Source organism: Azotobacter chroococcum, from assembly GCF_002220155.1.
GTDB classification, from domain to species: domain Bacteria; phylum Pseudomonadota; class Gammaproteobacteria; order Pseudomonadales; family Pseudomonadaceae; genus Azotobacter; species Azotobacter chroococcum.
On the sequence record NZ_CP011835.1, the window covers coordinates 2248971 to 2273750 of the forward strand.

Annotated in this window: 22 protein-coding genes; 8 read left to right on the top strand and 14 right to left on the bottom strand. The window is 68.1% G+C overall.

Annotated elements, in window-relative coordinates:
- Nucleotides 1-82 precede the first annotated feature (82 nt).
- The 8 genes from ACG10_RS10350 to arsB all read right to left on the bottom strand — a co-directional run bounded on the left by ACG10_RS10350 (nt 83) and on the right by arsB (nt 12366).
- Nucleotides 83-1459: an L-serine ammonia-lyase gene (locus tag ACG10_RS10350; RefSeq protein WP_089168163.1), complete on the bottom strand. Its 1377-nt coding sequence runs from the start codon at nt 1457-1459 to the stop codon at nt 83-85.
- Nucleotides 1460-1582: 123 nt separating this feature from the next.
- Entirely contained in the window at nt 1583-4447 is a 2865-nt protein-coding gene (gcvP, locus tag ACG10_RS10355) for an aminomethyl-transferring glycine dehydrogenase (protein ID WP_089168164.1), read from the bottom strand.
- A 357-nt stretch (nt 4448-4804) separates the two neighbouring features.
- Entirely contained in the window at nt 4805-6340 is a 1536-nt protein-coding gene (locus ACG10_RS10360; protein ID WP_089168165.1) for a sigma-54-dependent transcriptional regulator, read from the bottom strand.
- A gap of 253 nt (nt 6341-6593) precedes the next feature.
- Nucleotides 6594-7778 carry a thiolase family protein gene (locus ACG10_RS10365; RefSeq protein WP_089168166.1) on the bottom strand — a complete coding sequence of 395 codons (1185 nt, stop codon included), beginning with the start codon at nt 7776-7778 and terminating at the stop codon, nt 6594-6596.
- 424 nt (nt 7779-8202) lie between these two features.
- On the bottom strand, nt 8203-8439 hold the full coding sequence (locus ACG10_RS10370) for a thioredoxin family protein (RefSeq protein ID WP_089168167.1): 237 nt from the start codon (nt 8437-8439) through the stop codon (nt 8203-8205).
- A gap of 15 nt (nt 8440-8454) precedes the next feature.
- Nucleotides 8455-9459: a permease gene (locus tag ACG10_RS10375; protein ID WP_089168168.1), complete on the bottom strand. Its 1005-nt coding sequence runs from the start codon at nt 9457-9459 to the stop codon at nt 8455-8457.
- A gap of 51 nt (nt 9460-9510) precedes the next feature.
- The gene (gene arsA / locus ACG10_RS10380; protein ID WP_089168169.1) at nt 9511-11274 is read right to left on the bottom strand and encodes an arsenical pump-driving ATPase; all 1764 of its coding nucleotides are present in this window, start codon (nt 11272-11274) and stop codon (nt 9511-9513) included.
- A gap of 12 nt (nt 11275-11286) precedes the next feature.
- Nucleotides 11287-12366, bottom strand: a complete 1080-nt coding sequence (arsB, locus tag ACG10_RS10385) for an ACR3 family arsenite efflux transporter (RefSeq protein WP_089168170.1) — start codon at nt 12364-12366, stop codon at nt 11287-11289.
- A gap of 215 nt (nt 12367-12581) precedes the next feature.
- Between arsB and ACG10_RS10390 the strand changes: the two genes are divergently transcribed.
- From ACG10_RS10390 to arsJ, 6 genes are all read left to right on the top strand, one after another.
- Entirely contained in the window at nt 12582-12938 is a 357-nt protein-coding gene (locus ACG10_RS10390; protein ID WP_039804213.1) for a metalloregulator ArsR/SmtB family transcription factor, read from the top strand.
- Nucleotides 12939-12957: 19 nt separating this feature from the next.
- Nucleotides 12958-13671, top strand: coding sequence for an arsenical resistance protein ArsH (gene arsH, locus ACG10_RS10395; protein ID WP_089168171.1), 714 nt, complete (start codon nt 12958-12960; stop codon nt 13669-13671).
- A gap of 18 nt (nt 13672-13689) precedes the next feature.
- Nucleotides 13690-14184, top strand: coding sequence for a phosphatase domain-containing putative toxin (locus ACG10_RS10400; RefSeq protein WP_089168172.1), 495 nt, complete (start codon nt 13690-13692; stop codon nt 14182-14184).
- Between the two features lie 12 nt (nt 14185-14196).
- Entirely contained in the window at nt 14197-14523 is a 327-nt protein-coding gene (locus ACG10_RS10405) for a YnfA family protein (protein WP_089168173.1), read from the top strand.
- A 23-nt stretch (nt 14524-14546) separates the two neighbouring features.
- The gene (locus ACG10_RS10410) at nt 14547-15551 is read left to right on the top strand and encodes an ArsJ-associated glyceraldehyde-3-phosphate dehydrogenase (RefSeq protein ID WP_039804211.1); all 1005 of its coding nucleotides are present in this window, start codon (nt 14547-14549) and stop codon (nt 15549-15551) included.
- 113 nt (nt 15552-15664) lie between these two features.
- A complete protein-coding gene (gene arsJ / locus ACG10_RS10415; protein ID WP_089168174.1) occupies nt 15665-16876 on the top strand; it encodes an organoarsenical effux MFS transporter ArsJ in 1212 nt (403 codons plus the stop codon).
- A 5-nt stretch (nt 16877-16881) separates the two neighbouring features.
- Here arsJ and ACG10_RS10420 read toward each other — a convergent pair whose 3' ends face one another.
- The 4 genes from ACG10_RS10420 to ACG10_RS10435 all read right to left on the bottom strand — a co-directional run bounded on the left by ACG10_RS10420 (nt 16882) and on the right by ACG10_RS10435 (nt 20784).
- Nucleotides 16882-19242 (bottom strand): heavy metal translocating P-type ATPase, encoded by a 2361-nt coding sequence (locus ACG10_RS10420; protein ID WP_198319053.1) that lies wholly within the window; start codon nt 19240-19242, stop codon nt 16882-16884.
- 76 nt (nt 19243-19318) lie between these two features.
- Entirely contained in the window at nt 19319-19765 is a 447-nt protein-coding gene (locus ACG10_RS10425) for a hypothetical protein (protein WP_198319054.1), read from the bottom strand.
- Nucleotides 19766-19898: 133 nt separating this feature from the next.
- Complete coding sequence (locus ACG10_RS10430; RefSeq protein WP_089168177.1) at nt 19899-20549, bottom strand: methyltransferase family protein; 651 nt, start codon at nt 20547-20549, stop codon at nt 19899-19901.
- A complete protein-coding gene (locus tag ACG10_RS10435) occupies nt 20536-20784 on the bottom strand; it encodes a DUF2933 domain-containing protein (RefSeq protein WP_089168178.1) in 249 nt (82 codons plus the stop codon). Before ACG10_RS10435 ends, ACG10_RS10430 begins: the two co-directional genes overlap by 14 nt.
- 392 nt (nt 20785-21176) lie before the next feature.
- Here ACG10_RS10435 and ACG10_RS10440 point away from each other — a divergent pair, with 392 nt between their 5' ends.
- Nucleotides 21177-21494, top strand: a complete 318-nt coding sequence (locus ACG10_RS10440) for a hypothetical protein (RefSeq protein WP_089168179.1) — start codon at nt 21177-21179, stop codon at nt 21492-21494.
- A gap of 54 nt (nt 21495-21548) precedes the next feature.
- The gene (locus tag ACG10_RS10445) at nt 21549-22202 is read left to right on the top strand and encodes a c-type cytochrome (protein ID WP_089168180.1); all 654 of its coding nucleotides are present in this window, start codon (nt 21549-21551) and stop codon (nt 22200-22202) included.
- 41 nt (nt 22203-22243) lie between these two features.
- Here ACG10_RS10445 and ACG10_RS10450 read toward each other — a convergent pair whose 3' ends face one another.
- Together ACG10_RS10450 and ACG10_RS10455 are read right to left on the bottom strand one after the other, a co-directional pair.
- Complete coding sequence (locus tag ACG10_RS10450) at nt 22244-23347, bottom strand: sigma-54 interaction domain-containing protein (RefSeq protein ID WP_089168181.1); 1104 nt, start codon at nt 23345-23347, stop codon at nt 22244-22246.
- 9 nt (nt 23348-23356) lie between these two features.
- A complete protein-coding gene (locus ACG10_RS10455; RefSeq protein WP_089168182.1) occupies nt 23357-24544 on the bottom strand; it encodes an acyl-CoA dehydrogenase family protein in 1188 nt (395 codons plus the stop codon).
- Nucleotides 24545-24780 lie beyond the last annotated feature (236 nt).

Here is a 24780-nt window from a genome sequence, read left to right on the forward strand (position 1 = left end):
AACTCCGAAGGTCGATTTGGGGTAGGAGCGAGCGCGAGCACGCTCGCTTCTACGGTTCTGGCTGCAGCGACGAAAGCGTGGCTCAGCATTCGATGATGTTCACCGCCAGTCCGCCGCGGGCGGTTTCCTTGTACTTGCTCTTCATGTCGGCGCCGGTCTGGCGCATGGTGGCGATCACCTTGTCCAGCGAGATGAAGTGCCGGCCGTCGCCGCGCAGGGCCATGCGCGCGGCGTTGATCGCCTTCACCGCGCCCATGGCGTTGCGCTCGATGCACGGTATCTGGACCAGCCCGCCGACCGGGTCGCAGGTCAGGCCGAGGTTGTGCTCCATGCCGATCTCGGCGGCGTTCTCGACCTGCTGCGGGGTGCCGCCGAGCACTTCGCAGAGCGCGCCGGCGGCCATCGAGCAGGCCACGCCGACCTCGCCCTGGCAGCCGACCTCGGCGCCGGAGATCGAGGCGTTCTCCTTGTAGAGAATGCCGATGGCGCCGGCGGTGAGCAGGAAGCGCTCGACGCCCTCCAGGCTGGCGCGGGGCACGAAGCGCATGTAGTAGTGCAGCACCGCCGGGACGATGCCGGCGGCGCCGTTGGTCGGCGCGGTCACCACGCGGCCGCCGCTGGCGTTCTCCTCGTTCACCGCCAGGGCGTAGAGGTTGACCCAGTCGAGCACCCACAGCGGATCGCTCCGGCTGCCCTCGGGGGTGCGGTTCAACTGGCGGTACAGCGCGGCGGCGCGGCGGTTGACCTGCAGCCCGCCGGGCAGCACGCCCTCGCTGCGGCAGCCGGCCTCGACGCACTCCTGCATCACCTGCCAGAGGCGCTGCAGGCCGGCGCGGGTGTGGCTGTCCGGGCGCCAGACCATCTCGTTGACGCGCATCAGCGCGCTGATCGACAGGTCCTGCTCGGCGCACAGCGCCAGCAGCTTGGCGGCGCTCCTGAACGGGTAGGGCAGCGGCCGGCATTCTTCCTTGAGGCGGCCGGCGCTGGCGGTGTCGGCGTCGACCACGAAGCCGCCGCCCACCGAGTAGTACTCGCGGCTGCGGATCTGCAGGCCGGCGGCGTCGAAGGCGCGGAAGATCATGCCGTTGGGATGGTGCGGCAGCGGCTTGCGGATCAGCGCCAGGTGTTCCTTCTCGACGAAGCGGATCGGCTTGTCGCCGAGCAGGCGCAGCTCGCCGCTGGCGCGGATCGCCGCCAGGCGTTCGGGGATGCGGTCGGTGTCGACCCGCTCCGGGTGTTCGCCCTCCAGGCCGAGCAGCACTGCCTTGTCGCTGCCGTGCCCCTTGCCGGTGGCGCCGAGCGAGCCATGCAGCTCCACCCGCACGCCGGCGGTGGCAGCCAGCAGGTTGTCGCGGCGCAGCTCCTCGACGAAGCGCGTCGCGGCGCGCATGGGGCCGACGGTGTGCGAACTGGAAGGTCCGATGCCGATCTTGAACAGGTCGAAAACGCTGAGGGACATGATGGAACTCCGGCGCCGGGAGCCGACGGGCGGGCTCCCGGCAAGATGGCCTTGTTGTTCTTATATAGACCGGAAAGATGACGCACAGGTCGGCATCTTTCCTGGCCGGGAGCGGGCGTGTCGTCAGGCGTCCCGGTAGGCCTCCGGCGCAGGGCAGGCGCAGACCAGATTGCGGTCGCCGTAGACGTTGTCGACCCGCGCCACCGGCGGCCAGTACTTGCCCTCGACCAGGCTGGCGACCGGGTACACCGCCTGTTCGCGGCTGTACGGGTGAGGCCACTCGCCGACCAGCTCGGCCGCGGTGTGCGGCGCGTTCTTCAGCGGGTTGTCGTTCTTGTCCAGCGCGCCGTTTTCCACCGCGCGGATCTCCTCGCGGATGGCGATCATGGCGTCGCAGAAGCGGTCCAGCTCCTCCTTCGATTCGCTCTCGGTCGGCTCGATCATCAGGGTGCCGGGGACCGGGAAGGACATGGTCGGCGCGTGGAAGCCGAAGTCGATCAGGCGCTTGGCCACGTCGTCGACGCTGATGCCGCTGCTGTCCTTGAGCGGGCGCAGGTCGAGGATGCACTCGTGGGCGACCAGGCCGCCTTCGCCGGTGTAGAGCACCGGGTAGTGGTCCTTCAGGCGGCTGGCGATGTAGTTGGCGTTGAGGATCGCCAGGAGCGAGGCCCGGCGCAGGCCGGCGCCGCCCATCATGCTGATGTACATCCAGGTGATCGGCAGGATGCTGGCGCTGCCGAACGGCGCCGAGCAGACCGCGCCTTCCCGGCGTTCGAGCTGGCCGTGGCCGGGCAGGAAGGGCGCCAGGTGGGACTTGACCGCGATCGGGCCGACGCCCGGGCCGCCACCGCCGTGGGGAATGCTGAAGGTCTTGTGCAGGTTGAGGTGCGAGACGTCGCCGCCGAACCGGCCCGGCGCGCACAGGCCGACCATGGCGTTCATGTTGGCGCCGTCGATGTACACCTGGCCGCCGTGTTGGTGGACCAGCTCGCAGATCTCGCGCACGCCTTCCTCGAACACGCCGTGGGTCGAGGGGTAGGTGATCATCAGCGCGGCCAGTTGCGCGCCGTGCTGCTCGGCCTTGGCGCGCAGGTCGTCGATGTCGACGTTGCCCTGGGCGTCGCAGGCCACCACCACCACGCGCAGGCCGGCCATGCTGGCGGTCGCCGGGTTGGTGCCGTGGGCCGAGGCGGGGATCAGGCAGATGTCGCGCTGGCCTTCGCCGCGGCTGGCGTGCCAGGCGCGGATCGCCAGCAGGCCCGCGTACTCGCCCTGGGAGCCGGCGTTGGGCTGCAGCGACACGGCATCGTAGCCGGTGGCGGCGCAGAGCATGCGCTCGATGTCGGCGGTCAGCCGGGCGTAGCCCTGGCTCTGTTCGGCCGGGGCGAAGGGGTGCAGGTTGCCGAACTCGGCCCAGGTGATCGGGATCATCTCGCTGGCGGCGTTGAGCTTCATGGTGCAGGAGCCCAGCGGGATCATGCTGCGGTCCAGCGCCAGGTCCTTGTCCGCCAGCCGGCGCAGGTAGCGCATCAGCTCGGTTTCCGAATGGTAGCGGTTGAACACTGGCTGCTGGAGGAACGCCGAGGTGCGCAGCAGCGCCGGCGGCAGGCGCTCGCCGACGCCGGCGGCCAGCGCGGCGAAGTCCGGCAGGGCCTGGCCTTCGCCGGCGAAGATCGCCCACAGCGCTTCGACCTGCTCTGCGGTGGTGGTTTCGTCGAGGGACAGGCCGAGGCGGCCGGCGTCGATCTCGCGCAGGTTGATGCCCTGGGCGCGGGCCCGCTCGTGCAGTTCGGCGGTGCGCGCGCCGCTGGCGACGCTCAGGGTGTCGAAGAAGTGCTCCTGCTCGATGCGCTGGCCCAGCTGGATCAGGCCGCGGGCGAGGATCGCGGTCAGGCCGTGCACGCGCCGGGCGATGGCCTTGAGGCCCTCGGGACCGTGGTAGACGGCGAACATGCTGGCGATGTTGGCCAGCAGCACCTGGGCGGTGCAGATGTTGCTGGTGGCCTTCTCGCGGCGGATGTGCTGCTCGCGGGTCTGGATCGCCAGGCGCAGCGCCGGCTGGCCGTGGCGGTCGACCGACAGGCCGACCAGGCGGCCGGGCATGTCGCGCTTGAAGGCGTCGCGGGTGGCGAAGTAGGCCGCGTGCGGGCCGCCGAAGCCCAGCGGCACGCCGAAGCGCTGGGTGCTGCCGAGGGCCACGTCGGCGCCGAATTCGCCGGGCGGGGTGAGCAGGGTCAGCGCCAGCAGGTCGGCGGCCACCGCCACCAGGGCGCCGGCGGCGTGGAAGCGCTCGACCTCGGCGCGGTAGTCGAACACCTCGCCGTCGCAGGCCGGGTACTGCAGCAGGGCGCCGAAGTAGGGGCTGGCGTCGCTGAGTTCGCGCTCGTCGCCGACCACCACCTCGATGCCCAGCGGCTCGGCGCGGGTGCGCAACACGTCGAGAGTCTGCGGCAGGCAGTGGCGGGAGGCGAAGAAGGCGCGGGCGGTCTTGTTCTTCGACAGGCGCTTGCAGAAGGTCATTGCCTCGGCGGCGGCGCTGCCCTCGTCGAGCAGGGAGGCGTTGGCGATCGGCAGGCCGGTGAGGTCGCTGATCAGGGTCTGGAAGTTCAGTAGGGCCTCCAGGCGGCCCTGGGAGATTTCCGGCTGGTAGGGCGTGTAGGCGGTGTACCAGGCCGGGTTTTCCAGGAGGTTGCGCAGGATCGGCGCCGGGGTGTGGGTGCCGTAGTAGCCCTGGCCGATGAAGCTGGCGAACTGCTGGTTCTGCGCGGCGATGGCCTTGAGCCGGGCCAGCGCTTCGGCTTCGCCCAGACCGTCGCCGGAATCCAGCACGCTGCTGCCCTTGATGCTCTCCGGGATCACCCGCCCGCCCAGGGCGTCCAGGGAGGCGTAGCCGAGCTGGCCGAGCATGGCGGCGATATCCGCCTCGCGCGGGCCGAGATGGCGGGCGATGAATTCGTTGGTGGTGCTGAGGGCGCGGCGATCGGTCATCGGTGAATCCTGAAGGTTCGCCCGCAGCGAGGCGGGCGAGGGATTGAGGGCTCGTGCAGGATGACGAGCGGTTGCTCGCCCTGAGCAAGGCGGATGCCAGTTTTTAAAAATTTATTTTAAATCAATTACTTAGTTTATTTACTGAAAGCGCTTGTAGAATTTTTTGGAACGAAATCGTTACGGGAAGGCTGGCGCTTTGGTGCCAATCCCTGAGCTGGCGGGCGGCAGCCGTTTCTGTTGCGAATGCATTCCACTGTATCGTTTTGGTTACGGGAGGGCCGGCGTCGTGCATCTCGGGTAGGAGCCAGCGTGCTGGCGATGCTATTGCGCTGCGCTGGATCGCCAGCACGCTGGCTCCTACCGTTCGCTGCCGGGAATCCCGTACTTGCGCAGGCGCTTGGCGATGGCGGTGTGCGAGGTCTGCAGGCGGGCGGCCAGCAGGCGGCTGGAGGGATAGCTGGCGTAGAGCCTTTCCAGGATGCCGCGCTCGAAGTTCTCCACCGCCGCGCCGAGGCTGCCGATCTCGTCGGCCCGTGGCGCCACGGCGGTGCCGGCGATGTCCAGGTCGCCGATCTCCACCAGGCTGCCCTCGCTGATCGCCGCGGCGCGGAAGATCACGTTCTGCAGCTGGCGCACGTTGCCCGGCCAGCGGTTGGCCAAGAGCGCCGGATAGGTGTCCGGCGCCAGGCGGCAGGGCGGGCGGCGGATCTGCGCGCAGGCCTGTTGCAGGAAGTGCCGGGCCAGCGGCAGGATGTCCTCGCTGCGCTCGCGCAGCGGCGGCACGGCCAGGTTGAGCACGTTGAGCCGGTAGAACAGGTCCTCGCGGAAACGCCCCTCGCCGACCATCTGTTCCAGGTTGCGGTGGGTCGCGCTGAGGATGCGCACGTCCACCTTGATCTCGCGCTCGCCGCCGATGCGCCGGAAGCTGCCGTCGCTGAGAAAGCGCAGCAGCTTGGCCTGCAGGTAGGGCGACATCTCGCCGATCTCGTCGAGGAACACCGTGCCCTGGTGGGCCAGCTCCAGCAGGCCGGGCTTGCCGCCGCGCTGGGCGCCGGTGAAGGCGCCGGGGGCATAGCCGAACAGCTCGCTCTCGGCGAGGTTCTCCGGCAGGGCCGCGCAGTTGAGGGCCAGGAAGGGCGCATTGCGCCGCGCGCTGACCGCATGGCAGGCGCGCGCCACCAGCTCCTTGCCGGTGCCGGTCTCGCCCTGGATCAGCAGCGGCGCGTCGAGCACCGCCACCCGCTGGGCGCGGGCCTTGAGGGTGCGGATCGCCGGCGAGTCGCCGAGCAGGGCGTCGAAGCCCTCGGCCTGCTCGTGATGCAGGGCGGCCAGGCGCTCGCCGAGGCGGTTGGGCGCGTACAGGGTGAGCAGGGCGCCGGCCAGCTGGCCCGCTCCCTGTCCGGCGCCTTCGCCGATCGGTATGGCGTCCAGCAGCAGGGTCCGGCCGTTCAGGGTGACCTCGCGCATCGACAGGCGCAGGCCCTGCGCCAGCAGCTCGTCGTGCAGCTCCGGGGCGGCGAACAGCTCGCCGAGGGATTCGCCGTCGGGGTCGCGGCCGGCCAGCTCGATCAGCGCCGGGTTGGCCAGCAGCACCCGGCCGCTGCCGTCCACCGCCAGCAGCGGGTCGGGCATGGCGGCGAGCAGGGCATACAGCTGCAGGCTGCGCCGCTGGCCGGGGAGGATGTCGACCACCTCCACCGCCTGCACCCCGCGCACCTTGAACAGGGCGCCGCGCAGCTCCTCGAGCACCTCGGCGCTGAGCGTCGGCGCGTCGATGTAGACGTTCGGCGGGACCATCTCCACGGCGTCCAGGTTGAGATTGCGCCCGCCGAGCAGGGCGAGCACTTCCTGGGTGATGCCGACGCGGTCGATGAAGGTGACGTGGATGCGCATGGACGGGGGACGGGCTGCTGACGGGGGGATCAAGTATGTGGCCAGCGCCGCGCCCGCGTCGAATTGCACTGCGCGGTGGGAAAACGCTGCCGCGAATGGCGATGCTGTGCAAGGAGGAGCTTTTCCGCCCGCAGCCCGACTCCAGCCCTTGCCTATGGCGGCATGGCCGAAGGCGGCCCGGTGTGGTTCAGCGATGTCTACGGCGTCGACCACGCCGCGATCCGCGAGGAGGGCGCGCCTCGACCCATCCAGATCACAGCATTTCCAGCGCGAGCGCGATGCCCTGTCCACCGCCAATGCACAGCGTCACGATGCCCCGCCGTTCACCGCTGCGCTGCATGGCATGCAGCAGGCGGGTGGTCAGCACCGCGCCGCTCGCACCGATCGGGTGGCCATGGGCAATGGCGCCACCTTCAACGTTGACGCTCTCCTCGGCAAAACCGAGTTCGCGAAGACAAGCCAGGGCAATCGCCGCGAAGGCTTCGTTGATCTCGACCCGCTCCACATCCGCCACCGACCAGCCCGCCCGGGTCAGCGCCTGGCGTACCGCGGGCACCGGTCCCAGGCCGAACAGGCCCGGCTCGACCGCGCCCACGCCATGGCTGACCAGCCGCGCCATGGGAACCAGGCCATTGCGCTCCGCCCAGCCACGCTCGGCCACCAGCATGGCGGCCGCACCGCTATTGAGGCCCGGCGCATTGCCGGCGGTGAGGGTGCCGTCCTGACGAAACGCCGGCTTGAGCCTGGCCAGCGACTCGGCTGTGGTCTCCGGGCGGTTGTGCTCATCCCTGGCGAACAGGGTCGGACCCTTGCGGCCGGGCACTTCGACGGTAGCGATTTCAGCCTCGAACAGCCCCGCCGCCTGGGCCTGGGCAAAGCGCTGCTGGGAGCGCAGGGCCCAGCGGTCCTGATCGTCACGCGAGATGCCGCAGCGGCTGACCAGATCTTCGGTATGCCAGCCGGAATGTTGGCCGCTGAATGCGTCGTTCAGCCCGTCGCAGAGCATGCTGTCGTGCATGGTGACATCGCCCAGCCGGGCGCCCCAGCGGCCCTGGGGCATCAGGTAGGGCGCCCGATCCATGTTCTCCATGCCGCCGGCAATGGCGCAGTGGGTCAGGCCCGACCAGATTTCCAGCGCCGCACTGGCGATGGCCTGGGCTCCCGAGCCGCAGACGCGGTTGACGGTGAGGGCGGGCAGCTCCACCGGCAGGCCTGCCGCGATGCCGGCCTGGCGGGCCGGATTCATTTTCACGCCGGCCTGGATCACGTTGCCCATGACCAGGGACTCGACCTTGTCGGCGGCGAGGCCGGAGCGTGCCAGGCTCTCGCGAATCGCCGTGGCGCCCAGGTCCGGCGCCGGCACATTCTTGAGCGCACCATCAAAGGTGCCAATCGCGGTACGTACGGGGTTGCACAGCACAACGTCGATCTTGCTCACGATGGTTCTCCTGCCTGCTGACTGAGTTGAAGAACTGCCTCTGGAGGTCGCCGCACCCGTCGTGCTCAGGGCAAGGGCGCGGGCCCTGGATACACCGGTGCGAAGGCGCCGCAGGGGGGACGAAAGTCGGTGGTCCGGCCCCGATACAGGCGCGCCGCTAGCCACTGCGGCGCGCCGTCGTAAGCGTAGTTGCGCAAGTCGAACGTGAGCGCCTGTGCCGAAATCCCGGCCGACGGACGACGGCCGCGGGCTGCGCTGTATCGGGCGCTGGCCGAGACAGGAGGGTCTTTGACAGCCTACCTCTCGCTGACGCTCGCCGCCCGAAGGGTGGAAAGGAAGGGGATTGCTACCGTGTTCAGCCCACCAGGGCCGACGCACCCCGGTGCATAGCCGATCTATCGCGGCAAAACCCGCCGCGTGCCTGTCACTGAGCCTTGAGCAGCGCCGCGACCTCGTCGGCGCTGAGCACCTTGCCCACCGACACCACCTTGTCGTCGATGGCCAGGGCCGGGGTCGACATCACGCCGTGGGCGGCGATTTCGGCGAAGTCGGTGACCTTCACCACCTCGGCCTCGCGGCCCAGGCTGGCCAGTGCGGTCTTGGTGTTCTCGGTGAGGGTGACGCACTTCTTGCAGCCGGAGCCGAGGATTTTGACGATCATGGGGATTTCTCCAGGTCAGACGAACAGGTGGGCGAAGGTATTGAACAGAAAACCGATCAGCATGACGCCGGCGACCACGATGGCGAAGAACAGCGCCAGCAGCCGCGGCTTGACCACCTTTCTCAGCATGATCAGCGAGGGCAGCGACAGCGCGGTAACCGCCATCATGAACGCCAGCGCGGTGCCCAGGCCGATCCCCTTGGCCACCAGCGCCTCGGCGATCGGCAGGGTGCCGAAGATGTCGGCGTACATCGGCACGCCGACCAGCACCGCCAGCGGCACCGACCACCAGCGTTCCTCGCCGAGCAGGGTGGTGATCAGCGCTTCGGGTATCCAGTTGTGGATCGCCGCCCCGATGCCCACGCCGATCAGCACGTACAGCCAGACGCGCTGGATGACTTCGGCGACCTGTTCCCGAGCGTAGTTCAGGCGGTCGCGCAGGGTCAGTTGTTCCTGCGGCAGATCGAGCACCTTGTTGTGCAGAACGAAGGCCTCGACGTTGTTTTCCATCTTCGCCCGGCCGATCAGCGTGCCGCCGAGCACCGCCAGCACGATGCCGACCAGCACGTAGGCGATGGCGATCGACCAGTTGAAGATGCTCGCCAGCAGGATCACCGAGGCGAGGTCCACCAGCGGCGAGGAGATCAGGAAGGAGAAGGTCACCGCCAGCGGCAGGCCCGAGCCGGTGAAGCCGATGAACAGCGGGATCGACGAGCAGGAGCAGAACGGCGTGACCGTGCCGAGCAGCGCCCCCGTCACATTGGCCCGCAAGCCGCGCATGCCGCCGAGAATCCTGCGGGTGCGCTCGGGCGGGAAATAGCTCTGCACCCAGGAGATGGCGAAGATCAGCACCGACAGCAGGATGAAGATCTTGATCGTGTCGTAGATGAAGAAGTGCAGGCTGCCGCCGACGCGGCCGGCCATGTCCAGGCCGAACACATCCTCCACCAGCAGGCGCACCAGGGCGGACAGCCAGTCCATGCGCAGCAGCTGGTCGTTCAACCACGTGAAAACTTCCAACGGGGGTTCTCCTTGCAGTGCGCCTGGGCGCGTACTTCTTGCCGTTTGTCGTCAATGGCTGCCGGGTCTGCTCAACGCCAGCAGGCGCTGCACGCCGATCGGCTCCTCGGCGAGCAGCGGCACCACGGCGTGGCGGCGCGCATGGGTGTGGGCCACGGCCTCGATCTCGGCGAGCTCGTTGCGCGCCCGCTGGCGCAGCAGGGGCGAGTCGGTCCGCGCAGCGGCGATGCTGTTGTTGATCACCCAGGCCCATGGCTCGATGCCGGCGCGGCGCAGGTCGGCCTGCAGGTTGGCGGCTTCCAGCACCGGCGTGGTTTCCGCCAGGGTGACCAGCAGCACCCTGGTCTGCTGCGGGTCCTGCAGCTGCATCATCGGCGTGCTGAAGCGCATGCCGCTGGCGCTCATCTGCCGCTGGATCTCGCGGTGGTAGGCGCCGGTGGCGTCGAGCAAGAGCAGGGTGTGGCCGGTCGGCGCGGTGTCCATGACCACGAAGGTGCGGCCGGCCTCGCGGATGACCCGCGAGAAGGCCTGGAACACGGCGATCTCCTCGGTGCAGGGCGAGCGCAGGTCCTCGGCCAGCAGCGCGCGGCCAGCCTCATCCAGCTTGGCGCCCTTGGTCGCCATCACGTGCTGGCGGTAGGCCTCGGTCGCCGCGTGCGGATCGATCCGGCTCACCCTGAGGTTGTCCAGCGAGCCGTCGAGGGTTTCCGCCAGATGGGCGGCCGGGTCGGAGGTGGTCAGGTGCACGGGCAGGCCGCGGTGCGCCAGCTCCACCGCCACCGCGGCGGCGAGGGTGGTCTTGCCGACCCCGCCCTTGCCCATCAGCATCACTAGGCCGTGGCCGGCGGCGGCGATCTCGTCGACCAGCTCGGCGAGACTCGGCGCCTGCAGCGTGGGGACGGCGGCCGGCGCTTCGAGGGTCACGCCGCTCGCGCCGTCGAGCAGCTGGCGCAGGGCCTCGAGGCCGACCAGGTTGAACGGCTTGAGCGCGATCCGGTCGCAGGGCAGGGCGCGCAGCGCCTCGGGCATGGCCTCCAGCGCCGCCTGTTCGCGGGCGCAGACGGCGGCGGCCAGCGGGTCCCGCTCGCCCTCGCTGTCCGGCAGCACGCCGTTGATCACCAGGTACTGCTGGCGCAGGCCGATGGCGGCGAGTTCCTCGTGGGTGCGCGCCACCTCGCGCAGGGTGGCCTGCTGGGCGCGGGCCACCAGCACCAGGCGGGTGCGCCGCGGGTCGGCCAGCGCCTCCACCGCCTCGCGGTACTGGCTGCGCTGCTTGTCCAGCCCGGCCAGCGGGCCGAGGCAGGAGGCGTCGCCCTGGCCGGCCTCGAGAAAGCCGCTCCAGGCGCCGGGCAGCTGCAGCAGGCGGATGGTGTGGCCGGTCGGCGCGGTGTCGAAGAGGATGTGCTCGTAATCGGCAGTCAGGTCGGAGTCGACCAGCAGTTCGGTGAATTCGTCGAAGGCGGCGATCTCGGTGGTGCAGGCGCCGGACAGCTGCTCCTCCATGCCCTTGACCACGTCCGCCGCCAGCACGCCGCGGGCCGGGCCGACGATGCGGTCGCGATAGGCCTGGGCGGCGGCCTGCGGGTCGATCTCCAGCGCGGACAGGTTGGCCACCGCCGGCACGGGCGTGATGCGGTTGCCGATGGTGATGCCGAACACCTGGCCGACGTTGGAGGCCGGATCGGTGCTGACCAGCAGCACCCGCTTGCCGCTCTCGGCGAGGCGGATGGCGGTGGCGCAGGCGATCGAGGTCTTGCCGACGCCGCCCTTGCCGGTGAAGAACAGAAAGCGCGGCGGCTGTTCGAGAAATTCCATGGACTTGTCTCCTCAGTTGTGCGGCAGGCCGCGCGCGTACCAGGCACGGCTATCGTTGACCAGCTTCACCAGAGCAAGCATCACCGGCACCTCGATGAGCACGCCGACCACCGTGGCCAGCGCGGCGCCGGAATCGAAACCGTAGAGGACGATGGCCACCGCCACCGCCAGTTCGAAGAAGTTCGAGGCGCCGATCAGCGCCGACGGCCCGGCGATGTCGTGGCGCACCTTGAGGCTGTGGTTGAGCCAGTAGCCGAGGGCGGCGATGAACAGCGTCTGCAACAGGATCGGCACGGCGAGCATGGCGATGATCAGCGGCCGCTCGACGATGGCCTCGCCCTGGAAGGAGAACAGCAGCACCAGGGTGGCGAGCAGGGCGACGATGGTGAAGGGGCCGATCCGCGCCAGTGTCGCCTGGAAGACCTCGGGGCCGCGGGCCAGCAGGCGCCGGCGCAGGAGCTGGGCGATGGCCAGCGGGATGACGATGTACATCGCCACCGACAGCAGCAGGGTGTCCCAGGGCACCGGGATCGACGACACGCCGAGCAGCAGGGCGACGATGGGCGCGAAGGCGAACACCATCACCAGGTCGTTGAGCGCCACCTGGGTCAGGGTGAAGTTGGGGTTGCCGCCGCACAGGTTGCTCCACACGAACACCATCGCCGTGCAGGGCGCGGCGCCGAGCAGGATCAGCCCGGCCATGTAGCTGTCGATCTCGCCGGCCGGCAGCCAGGGCGCGAATACGTGCTTGAGGAACAGCCAGCCGAACAGGGCCATGGAGAACGGCTTGACCGCCCAGTTGACGAACAGGGTGACGCCCATGCTGGCCTTCTGCTGGTAGATCTCGTGCAGTGCGCCGAAGTCGATCTTCATCAGCATGGGGACGATCATCACCCAGATCAGCACGCCGACCGGGAGGTTGACCTGGGCGATCTCCAGCGCGCCGACCGCCTGGGACGCCGCCGGCGCGAAGAGGCCGAGTAGGGTGCCGGCGACGATGCAGAGGAACACCCAGAGGGTCAGGTAGCGCTCGAAGAAGCCGAGCGGGGCGCCGGCGGCCCTGGCGGCTGCCGCTTCGCATTGGCTGGACATGGGGGCATCTCCTTTTTCCGGCCCGTTCGCGTCGATGGTCATGTTTTCTTCATCTGTTTGTCCGAATATGCGCCGTTCCGAATGCGCCATGCTCCGCTGCCAGTGGCGGCATCGGAAAAGCACCGGATACAGCCAGTGTGCCTGCTTTACTTAATATGCGGCAATCCATATATTCAGGCCTTCCGACGCCTCAAGCAAGAACCCCGAGGGCTACCATGGTCGAGCACCTGACTCCCACCGCGCTTTTCAAGTGTCTGGCCGACGAGACCCGGGCGCGGCTGACCCTGCTGATCGCCCGCGAGGGCGAGCTGTGCGTCTGCGAGCTGACCGCAGCGCTGGAGGAAAGCCAGCCGAAGATTTCCCGGCACCTGGCGCTGCTGCGCAGCAGCGGGCTGCTGGAGGACCGCCGCCAGGGGCAGTGGGTGTACTACCGCCTGCATCCCCATCTGCCGGACTGGGTGCACGAGATGCTCGCCACCGTTCTGGCCGCCAACCGCAACTGGCTGCGCCCCGACTCCGAGCGTTTGGAAGGCATGCGCAAGCGCCCCGAACGCACGACCATCTGCGCCTGAGGCCGCCAAGGAGACCGCCATGCCCGACGACCTGCCCAACCTCGATCCCGCGCTGCTCGACCTGCCGAGCCTCGACAAGCTCGGCCTGCCGGCGCAGCCCGAACACCCGCCGCGCATCCTGCTGCTCTACGGCTCCAACCGCGAGCGCTCCTACAGCCGCCTGCTGGTGCAGGAGGCGGCGCGCCTGCTCGAGCGCCTCGGCGCCGAGCCGCGGATCTTCGATCCCGCCGGCCTGCCGCTGCCCGACGATGCGCCGGAAAGCCATCCCAAGGTGCAGGAGCTGCGCGAGCTGGTGCTCTGGTCGGAAGGCCAGGTGTGGTGCTCGCCGGAGCGCCACGGCGCGATGAGTGCGGTGTTCAAGGCGCAGATCGACTGGATTCCGCTGACCCTGGGGGCGATCCGCCCGACCCAGGGCAAGACCCTGGCGCTGATGCAGGTCTGCGGCGGCTCGCAGTCGTTCAACGCGGTCGGCCAGATGCGCGTGCTCGGCCGCTGGATGCGCATGTTCACCATCCCCAACCAGTCCTCGGTGCCCAAGGCCTTCCTCGAGTTCGACGAGGCCGGGCGCATGAAGCCCTCGGCCTACTACGACCGGGTGGTGGACGTGATGGAGGAACTGGTCAAGTTCACCCTGCTGCTGCGCGGCCGCGCCGACTACCTGGTCGACCGCTACTCCGAGCGCAAGGAGTCGGCCGAAGAACTGTCCCGGCGCGTCAACCAGCGCGCCATTTGAGAGCCAAGGAAAAACACCGTGTCCCACCCCCACGACATTCTCGATGTACCCGGCTGTCCGGGCCGCCTGATCTTCACCCCGTGCCCCGGCACCCGGGACACCAGCGTCGCCAGTGCGCTGGACACCCTGCAGGCGGCCGGCGCCGAGGCGCTGATCACCCTGATGCAGGGCGAGGAGCTGCGCCTGAACCAGGCGGACGCGCTGCCGGCGCTGTGCGCCGGGCGTAACCTCGAATGGTTCCACCTGCCGGTGGCCGACGAGCAGGTGCCGCTGGACGACTTCGACGTCGCCTGGGCGCAGTCGCGCGCCCGCATCCACGAGCTGCTCGACCAGGGCCGCAGCATCGCCATCCACTGCAAGGGCGGCTCCGGGCGCACCGGGCTGATCGCCGCGCGCATCCTGATCGACCGCGGCCTGCCGCGCGGCGAAGCCGTCGCCCTGGTCCAGGCGCTGCGGCCCAAGGCCATCCAGCATCCGGCGCATGCGGCCTGGATCGCGCAGTTCGGCCGGTAACGGGGAGGCAGCATGCTGAAGACCCTGACGCTCTTTGTGCTGACTGCCCTGGCCGAGATCCTCGGCTGCTATCTGCCCTGGCTCTGGCTCCGGGAGGGCCGGAGCGCCTGGCTGCTGCTGCCGGGCGCCGTTGCCCTGGCGCTGTTCGCCTGGCTGCTGTCGCTGCATCCGACCGCGGCCGGGCGGGTCTATGCCTCCTATGGCGGCGTGTACGTCGGTGTCGCCCTGCTCTGGCTGTGGCTGGTCGACGGCGTTCGCCCGACGCTCTGGGATCTGCTCGGCGGCAGCGTCGCCCTGGCCGGCATGGCGATCATCATGCTGGCCCCGCGAACCCCCTGAATCTCTGAAACGAGGAAACCTTCATGACCATCAAGGTAGGCATCAACGGCTTCGGCCGCATCGGACGTCTGGCCCTGCGTGCCGCCTGGGGCTGGCCGGAGCTGGAGTTCGTGCAGATCAACGACCCGGCCGCCGACGCCGCCACCCACGCCCACCTGCTCAACTTCGACTCGGTGCACGGCCGCTGGCAGCGCGAGGCCGGCAGCGACGGCGACTGCGTGATGATCGACGGCAAGCGCATCCCGGTCACCGCCAACAAGGCCATCGCCGACACCGACTGGTCGGGCTGCGACGTGGTGATCGAGGCCAGCGGCAAGATGACCAGGGTCGCCCTGCTGCAGGCCTATCTGGAGCAGGGCGTCGGGCGCGTGGTGGTCAGCGCGCCGGTCAAGGAGCCGGGCGCGCTCAACGTGGTGATGGGGGTGAACGACCAGCTGTTCGATCCGGCGCAGCATCGCATCGTCACCGCCGCGTCCTGCACCACCAACTGCCTGGCGCCGCTGGTCAAGGTGATCCACGAGAACCTCGGCATCCGCCACGGTTCGATCACCACCATCCACGACCTGACCAACACCCAGAGCATCCTCGACCAGCCGCACAAGGACCTGCGCCGCGCCCGCGCCTGCGGCATGAGCTTGATTCCGACCACCACCGGCTCGGCCACCGCCATCGCCGAGATCTTCCCCGAGCTGCGCGGCCGCCTGAACGGTCATGCCGTGCGCGTGCCGCTGGCCAACGCCTCGCTGACCGACTGCGTGTTCGAGGTGGAGCGCGCGACCACGGTGGAGGAGGTCAACCAGCTGCTCAAGGCCGCCGCCGAGGGGCCGCTTGCGGGCATCCTCGGCTACGAGGAGCGGCCGCTGGTATCCATCGACTACCGCACCGACCCGCGTTCGTCGATCGTCGATGCGCTGTCGACCATGGTGGTCAACGGCACCCAGGTGAAGCTCTATGCCTGGTACGACAACGAGTGGGGCTACGCCAACCGCACCGCGGAGCTGGCCCGCAAGGTCGGCCTGGCCGGCTGATCCCCGTAGGGTGATGGCTCCCACGCTCCGGCGTGGGAGCCTGTTGTGGACGCTGGAGCGTCCGGACGACGTACCCACGCGGGAGCGTGGGCACGATCAGATCAGGTTCTCCCATGCACGCACTCGCTCGCCTTTCCCCGGAAATCCGCCAGTACCTGCTGGTCACCGGCAATTACTGGGCCTTCACCCTCACCGACGGCGCTTTGCGCATGCTGGTGGTGCTGCATTTCCACGGGCTCGGCTACAGCCCGCTGGAGATCGCCGCGCTGTTTCTCTTCTACGAGTTCTTCGGTGTGGTCACCAACCTGGTCGGCGGCTGGCTCGGCGCGCACCTGGGCCTCAACCGCACCATGAACCTCGGCCTGGGCATGCAGGTGCTGGCGCTCTTGATGCTCTGCGTGCCGGCGAGCTTGCTCACGGTGCCCTGGGTGATGGCGGCCCAGGCGCTGTCCGGCATCGCCAAGGACCTCAACAAGATGAGCGCCAAGAGCTCGATCAAGCTCTTGGTGGCGGACGGACAGCAGGGCGCGCTGTACAAGTGGGTGGCGCTCCTGACCGGCTCGAAGAACGCCCTCAAGGGCGTCGGCTTCTTCCTCGGCGGCGCGCTGCTGACGGGGCTGGGCTTCACCGGCGCGGTGCTGGGCATGGCCGCGCTGCTGGCGCTGATCTGGCTGGCCAGCCTGGCGACCCTGAAAAAGGAGCTCGGCAAGGCGAAGAGCAAGCCCAAGTTCCGCGACCTGCTGTCGAAGAGCCGGGCGATCAACATCCTCTCCGCCGCCCGCCTGTTTCTGTTCGGCGCCCGCGACGTGTGGTTCGTGGTGGCGCTGCCGGTCTACCTGTCCAGCGTGTTCGGCTGGGACTTCTGGCAGGTCGGCGGCTTTCTCGCCGTCTGGGTGATCGGCTACGGCATCGTCCAGTCGTTCGCCCCGTACTTCACCGGCAAGCGCCGCGGCCAGCTGCCGGACGGCAGCGCGGCCTTCGCCTGGGCGCTGTCGCTGGCCGGGCTGCCGGCGGCCATCGCCCTTGGCCTCGGCACCACGCTTTCCGCGCAGACGGTGCTGATCGGCGGCCTCTTGCTGTTCGGGGCGCTGTTCGCCATCAACTCCTCGCTGCACAGCTACCTGATCGTCAGCTATGCCAGGGAGGACGGCGTGTCGCTGGACGTGGGCTTCTACTACATGTCCAACGCCCTCGGCCGGCTGCTCGGCACCCTGCTGTCGGGCTGGGTGTTTCAGGTCTGGGGGCTGGAGGCCTGCCTGTGGGTGTCGAGCCTCTTCGTGCTGCTGGCGGCGCTGATCTCTCTGGGCTTGCCGAAGGTTCGCTGACGGGCTCAGGCGCTGCCGATGGTCGCCCGCTTGAGCAGGGCGGAGTTGACGATCACCGACAGCGACGACAGGGCCATGGCCGCGGCGGCGAGGATCGGGTTGAGCAGGCCGAGGGCGGCGATGGGTACGCCGACGCTGTTGTAGACGAAGGCCCAGAACAGGTTGCGCTTGATGGTGCGCATGGTCGCCCGCGACAGGCGGATGCCGGCCACCACGTCGCGCACGTCGCTGCGCACCAGGATGATCCCGCCGGTTTCCTTGGCCACGTCCGAACCCGAGCCGATGGCGATGCCGATGTCGGCGGTGGCCAGCGCCGGGGCGTCGTTGACGCCGTCGCCGACCATCGCCACGACCTTGCCCGCAGCCTGCAACGCCTTGATCGCCTTGGCCTTGTCGGCCGGCAGCACGTCGGCGATCACCCGGTCGATGCCCAGCGCGCGGCCGATCGCCTCGGCGGTACGGGCGTTGTCGCCGGTGAGCATCACCACCTCGATGCCCTCGGTGCGCAACGCGATGATGGCCTCCAGGGCTTCGCGCTTGAGGGTGTCGGCCACCGCGACGATGGCCGCCAGCCGGCCGCCCTCGGCCAGCAGCATCGTGGTCTTGCCGTCGGCCTGCAGGCGTTCCAGTTCGGCCGCGGCGTCGCCCAGCGCCACGCCTTCGCGCTCCATCAGCCGGCGGTTGCCGAGCAGCACGGTATGGCCGTCGATCTCGCCGCGCACGCCGTGGCCGGGGATCGAGTCGAAGCCCTGCACCCTGGCCGGCTCGATGCCTTCCTCGCGGGCGCCGCGCAGTATCGCCTCGGCCAGAGGGTGTTCGGAGCCGACTTCCAGGCTGGCGGCCAGGCGCAGGGCCTGACCGCGGTCGAAGCCGCCCAGTGCCAGCACGTCGGTGAGCGCCGGTTCGCCGCGGGTCAGGGTGCCGGTCTTGTCGAAGACCACGGTGTCGAGCTTTTGCGCCTTCTCGAGGATTTCGCCGCCGCGGATCAGGATGCCGGCCTGGGCGCCGCGGCCGACGCCGACCATCAGCGCCGCCGGCGTGGCGATGCCGAGGGCGCAGGGGCAGGCGATGATCAGCACGGCGATGAACGCCAGCAGGCCCTGCGGGAAGTTGCCGGCCAGCCACCAGCCGACGAAGGCCAGCACGGCGGTGCCGACCACCGCCGGCACGAAGTAGCGGGTCACCTGGTCGGCGATGCGCTGGATCGGCGCGCTGCTGGCCTGGGCCTCCTCGACCATGCGGATGATCTGCGCCAGCGCCGTCTCGGCGCCGATCCGCGTGGCCTCGAAGCGGAAGCTGCCAGTGCGGTTGAGGGTTCCGCCGATGATCCGGGCGCCGGGCTGCTTCTCCACCGGCATGGACTCGCCGGTCAGCATGGACTCGTCGACGGCCGAGCTGCCCTCGGTCACCAGGCCGTCGGTGGCGATGCGCTCGCCGGGCCGGACCACCACGGTTTCGCCGACCATCACGCTGTCGGCGGGGATTTCCGTCTCCACGCCGTCGCGGATCACCCGGGCGGTGGCGGGCTTGAGGTCGAGCAGCTTGCGCACCGCCGCCGAGGAGTGCTTCTTGATGATCTCCTCCATGTACCTGCCCAGCAGCACGAAGGCGATGATCACCGCGGATACCTCGAAGTAGACGGCGCGCTCGTCCACCTTCACCGGCAGCACCTCGGGGAAGAACAGCACCGCCACGCTGTAGAAGTAGGCCACCGAGGTGCCCAGGGCGATCAGCAGGTCCATGTTGATCGTGCGGTTGCGCAGGGCGTTGAAGGCACCCTTGTAGAAGCTCCAGCCGCCGATGAACTGCACCGGGGTGACCAGCAGGAACAGCCACATGCCCCAGGTGAACCAGGGCAGGGCGGGAATCGGCGCCCAGGTGAGAATCGTCGCCCCGGCGGCCAGGCCGATGAAGGCCCCGGCGCGCAGGATGGCCAGCGCCAGCACGCCGGTCAGGGCGATGGTCACCCGCCGGCGCATGGATTTCAGCTCGGCCTCCGGCGACTCGAAGATGCGCTGGCAGCTGGTGCTGCAGAAGTAGTAGGTCCGCCCGCCGCGCTCGCTGTGCAGGGCGGTGGCCTTGTCGACCATCATCCCGCAGACCGGGTCCTTCGCCAGGCCCGCCCGTTCCTTGCCGGAGGCCGCCTGCATCGGCTGTCCGGCCTGGGCAGGCGGCGAATGTGCCTGGGCTGTGGGGACTTTGACGTACCTGCCGGGTGCGGCTTCGAACTGCTCGAGGCAATGCGGCGAGCAGAAGAAGTAGGGCTGGCCCTCATAGGTGGTGCGGGGGGCTGCCGAGGTTTCCTCGACCGGCATGCCGCAGACGGGGTCTACTGCTGGGGAGCGTCCGGTTACCACGGTATTCATAGGTCCCTCACCCTTATCGGACATGATTCGATGCTGCCGGTCGAGCGCGACTCATTGCTCCTGCCCGGATGTGGTATCAGTTCTGGCCCGGATGGGGCGATGCTGCGGAAATGGAGTACTCGATCTCCTCTTCTCGGTTGGGCAGCTTCACGAATATCCGGAACCGGTAGGGGCCTTTCTTGACCATGGAGAACAACTGCCCGTAAGACATCAGGCCGTTGATCTCCATGGGCGCCAGAGCCTTCGCGGGCGTTTCGGAGATCCCGACCTCGATTAGCTGGGCGCGCACGGCAGCAGTGCCAATGCGCTTTCCAGTGGCCGTGTCGAACAGGGCGACGACCAGGTGGTGGGGTTCGCCCTGGCCATCCTTCCCATGCATTTCATCCAGCGCATGCTTGTCGGTGAAGACGGCGCCTGGTACGAGCCCCCAATACAGCGTCACACCTTCCCGCTCCTGCATCGACTGCGCCATGGCTTCCCACGCCGAAAGCCAGAGAAAGGGCAGGATCAATGCAGTGGCCAACCAGGTTGCAATCCTCCGGCCTGGAGCGTTTTGGATGGCTTGTATCCGAGGGAGCATGGCGCTTCTCCTGATTGAAAGATGAAGTTATCTCCTGTCTTCGATCATCCAATGACCTGGTATTCGTCAACCCGCTTCAGAGGTTTCGGGCTTCCCGTTTCCAACGGGGGAAAAACCTAGGGGTATGCCGGGCGTAATGCTCGAATTCGGCGCCGAACTGTCGATACATTTCCGCTTCTTCGGTAATCGCCAGGCGGCCGTACATCGCCAGCAGGATCGGAAACATGATCAGGGTCAGCAGTGTCGGCCACTGCAGCAGGAACCCCAGCAGGATCAGTACGAATGCCACGTACTGTGGATGCCGGATTCGTGCGTAGGGGCCGGTAGTTGCCAGCCTGTGGTTGCGTTGCGCCTGATAGAGGACATTCCAGGCGCTGGCCAGCAGATAGAAACCAAAGCCGAGCAAGAAGTAGCTGGCGATATGAAGTATGCCAAAGTGGGGATTGCCCTTTTCGCCGGCCAAGGTCGACCAGAGGTGCCCTGCATCATGGGACAGGAGATCGAGTTCTGGATGTTTGCTTTGCAACCAGCCGGACAGCAGGTAGATGGTCAGCGGAAATCCGTACATCTCGACAAAGAGCGCGACAATGAACGCGGAAAACGCCCCGAAGCCTCTCCAGTCCCGTGCGCTCGCCGGTTTGAAGAAGCTGAAGGCGAACATGATGAAGACTGCCGAGTTCAGGATAACCAGCGACCATAATCCATAGGCCGGTTCAGCGTGGTTCATGAGGACTCTCCCTGTCTATTCCTCGCCTGTCGTTTTTGCCATGGCCGTGGTGCATGAAGAGGTGCATCAAGGGACAGGCGAGAAGCAACAGATACGGCAATACACCCAGGACATGGGCGGTGTGTTCGGTGAGAAGGAAATAACCTGCCACCGCCCCGATCACCATCAAGCCGACTGCGTAGCGTGAGCGCCAGAAACCAGTTGGTGGTTCGTGGGTTTCATGGTCAGGCTTCATGAGTCTTTCTCCATTGCCATTGCCGGGTTGTCCAACGGCAGACAAATCATCAGTCCTTGTTTTGCAGCTATCCGGCATTCATGCCGGCGTCATATTGATTGATAGCAGTCAGATTAATTGGATTTTTCGCTGGCTATTTATTCATGAACTTATATCCAGTGTAGCGCTGGCCGATTGGGCTGGTCGGAACTGACAAGAATGTAATCCGGTCCGTGTGGACGAGCTTGCCATCCGCTCGGATGGTTGTTGCCCGCCTTACACGAATGTAATCAAAGCCTCCTTGGCGGCATGGCAGATTAAGGGGGCCGATAGAGCAACTATTTTTCTCTTGACGGCATTGCCGATCTTTCTCGGTCGCCGTCGCTTCGCCTCAATCCATAAGGAGTTGAAAAATGAGCACCCTCCCGAAACGCAAGACCCTGCTGGCCGGCTCCCTGGCCCTGTTTCTGGGCGCCACCCTGCAACTGCCCGCGCTGGCGGCGCACCACGAGCAGGAGGAGGGCAAGTCCTCCTCCGGCAGCAGCGGGCAGTCGCAGGAGCACAAGAGCGGCACCATGGGCGGCGAGCACAAGATGAACAAGGAGGAACACGAGAAGATGATGGAGGACATGCACGAGCAGCACATGGATGACCACGACATGGATCGCAGCGATCAGAATGCGCCCGATGACGAGGAAGGGGACTACGAGAGCGACGATGCGGAAGAATGATTTCCCCGAGGCCTGCCTCTGACGGGAATGGGAATACGCTGATCAAGGAGAGTCATGGGAGTTTTCAAGACGTTGGCCGTGATCGGCCTGGTCTCGGCCGCGATCGGCGCCGGCGTGCTGTATTCGGGGCTGATCGAGGTGGGCGCCGATGTGCCGCATGCCGCGCCGGTCCATGCCCTGCTGGAGACGGCGCGGGAACGCTCGATCGCCGTGCGTGCCCGGGACATCCAGGTGCCCGGCCTTGCCGACGAGGCGCTGGTCCGCAACGGGGCCGGCAACTACGACGCCATGTGCGTCGGCTGCCACCTGGCGCCGGGGCTGGCCGAGACGGAGTTGAGCAAGGGCCTCTATCCCGCGCCGCCGAACCTGAGCAAGGTCGGCAGCGGCGGCGAGCCGGCCCGCGCCTTCTGGGTCATCAAGCACGGCATCAAGGCCTCGGGCATGCCGGCCTGGGGCCGGAGCATGGACGACCCGTACATCTGGGAGCTGGTGGCCTTCGTCGAGCGGCTGCCGAGCCTCGATGCCGAAGGCTACCGGATGCTGGTCGAGAGCAGTCCCGGCCACCGCCATGGCGGTGGCGAGAGCATGGGGCAGGGAACCTTGCAGAGCGAGCCGGCTCAGGGGGAGTCCGCTCCAGCCCAGGGGTCGGCTGAGACGCCCGCCTCGAAAGTCCATATCCATGCCGACGGAAAACGGCATGTCCATTAGCCCGGCGCGCTGACGGTGCGCCTCGGGCCGAGCCGGGCGACTCAGATCGACAGGTCGACTGCCCGGCCGTTGTGGGGGCTTTGTGCCTGGCGACGTTTGTTGACCACCAGCTCGCCGATGCGGATCAGCTGCGCGCGGGTGACGTTGCGGCTGAGGCCGAGCAGGCTGGCGGTATGCACCTGGTTGCAGTGGCAGAAGCGGTAGGCGGTGCGCAGCAGGGCCGCCTCGACCCGTTCGTGCAGGGCGCCGCAGTCTTCCTCGAAGAGCTTGTGGAAGGCGCGCTGCAGCAGCGCCTCGGCCGATTCGTCGGGGCGCGGAGTGGTTTCCTCCTGGCGCTCGAGGCGCAGGTTGGAGAGGTGCAGGTCGGCGGCGCCGATCCGGTTGTTGCGGCAGACCAGCAGGGTGTGGTGGATGACGTTTTCCAGCTCGCGGATGTTGCCCGGCCAGGAGTAGCCGAGCAGCTTTTCCTCGGCCTCGCGGTCCAGGGCGATCTCGCGGTAGCCCAGGCGCCGGCTGTATTCGCCGATGAAGTGGCGGACCAGCGGCAGCACGTCGCCGGGCCGCTCGCGCAGCGGGCTGAGTTCCAGGCTGACCACGTTGAGGCGGTAGTAGAGGTCCTCGCGGAAGTTGCCGGCGTTGATCGCCTTTTCCAGCTGCACGTTGGTCGCGGCGAGCACCCGCACGTCGATGGGAATGCTCTTGCGCGAGCCGAGGCGCACCACCTCCCGTTCCTGCAGCACGCGCAGCAGCTTGACCTGGATCGGCAGCGGCAGGTCGCCGATCTCGTCGAGGAACAGGGTGCCGCCGTTGGCCTCCTCGAACCAGCCGGCCTTGGCGCTGAGGGCGCCGGTGAAGGCGCCCTTCTCATGGCCGAACAGCTCGGCCTCCACCAAGTTTTCCGAGAAGGCGCCGCAGTTCACCGCGACGAAGGGGCCGCCGCGGCGCTTGCTGAGGTTGTGCACGTGGCGGGCCACCAGCTCCTTGCCGGTGCCGGTCTCGCCGATGATCAGCACGCTGGCCTCGCTCGGCGCGATCTGTTGCAGGTGGTCAAGCAGGGCCTGCGATTTGGGGTCGGCGAAGACCTGCGCGGTGGCGCGGACCGAGGTGGCCAGCGCAGGGGACGGGGGCAGGGTGAGTAGTTGCATGGTCGGCGGCTACGAGTAGAAGGTGGGAGTCGGCAGCGCCCCGTTCAGCGCCCAGTCGCCCAGTTCGTGGAGCTTGTAGTCCACCGGGTCGTGCAGGGTCTGGGTGCGCAGGTTGCGCCAGTAGCGGTCCAGGCGCAGGGCGGCATGGGTGGCGCGGGCGCCGGTGACCTCGAACAGCCGGCCGGTCAGCTCGAGGCCGACGCGGCTGGCGGCGACCTTGGCGGTGGCGATGGCCACGGCGAGCCGGCCGCGCTCCTCGGCGCCGAGGCCGTCTTCCTGGCGCCAGGCGTCGTCGAGCAGCGCATTGGCCCGCTCGACGAGCAGGCGCACGCTCTCCAGGCCGACCCAGAACTCGCCGAAGTGGCGCAGCACGTAGGGGTCCTCGCCGATGTGGGTGGCGGCGGACTTGAACCACGGGCGGGTTTCCTTGAGCGTGTAGTGGCGGGCCTCGGCGAAGGCGCCCTCGGCGATGCCGAGGAACAGGTTGGCGAAGGTCAGCTGGGCGATCAGCGGGCGCAGGCAGGCGAAGGGCGTGCTCAGCGGGCCGGGTTCGAGCAGCAGTTCGTTCTCCTCGACGCGCACCCGCTCGAAGGTCACGCTGCCGCTGTCGGTCTGCCGCTGGCCCATGTTGTCCCAGTCGCCGTGCAGGGTGATGCCGCTGCGTCCGCTGGGCAGCGCAGCGATCAGCAGCTTGCCGCCGTTGCTCTCGTCGAGCGCCGAGGCGATCAGCATTTCCGAATCGGCCGAGCCGGAGCAGAAGCTCTTGCGCCCGGAGAACTCGCGCCAGCCGTCGAACTTGCGGGCGACGGTGCGGGTGTCCAGCGGATTCAGGGCGTTGCCCCAGAACCACTGGTTGCGCGCGGTCTGCTCGAACCAGGGCTGCCACTGGTCCGGACGGGAGAATAGACGCACGGTGGCCAGCATCAGGTGCTGGAAGCCGTAGACGTGGGCGATCGAGCTGTCGACCCGGGCGAATTCGCGGACGATCTCCAGGGTTTCGCTCCAGCCGGCGCCCAGGCCGCCGTACTGGCGGGGAATGGCCAGGGCCAGCAGGCCGCTCCGGCGCAGGGCGTCGCGCTGGGCCTTCGGCGTGCCGCCGTGCTGGTCGCGCTCGGCGGCGGTTTCGGCGAATTCGGCGGCCAGCTGGCGGGCGGTCTGCAGGGGCGACAGTACCTTGGGTTGTTGGATGGCGGTCACACGCGGTTCCTCAGGCTGTGGTTCGACTGGCGCTGAGTGGGGCAATCCCTGTGCCATCTTGAAAATCCTTTTTGAATCAGTTGGTTGCATAAGTGCCGCAAAACCGGCCTGTTGCATTCGGCGCGGCGCTGTTGAACCGCTGTTGGCGGTGCAACACTTCGTCCGCTGTTGCCGGGGCAGCAGCGGGCCTGGCGAGACGGGCGTGCCGCCGGTTCGGATAATCTATGCGATATAAA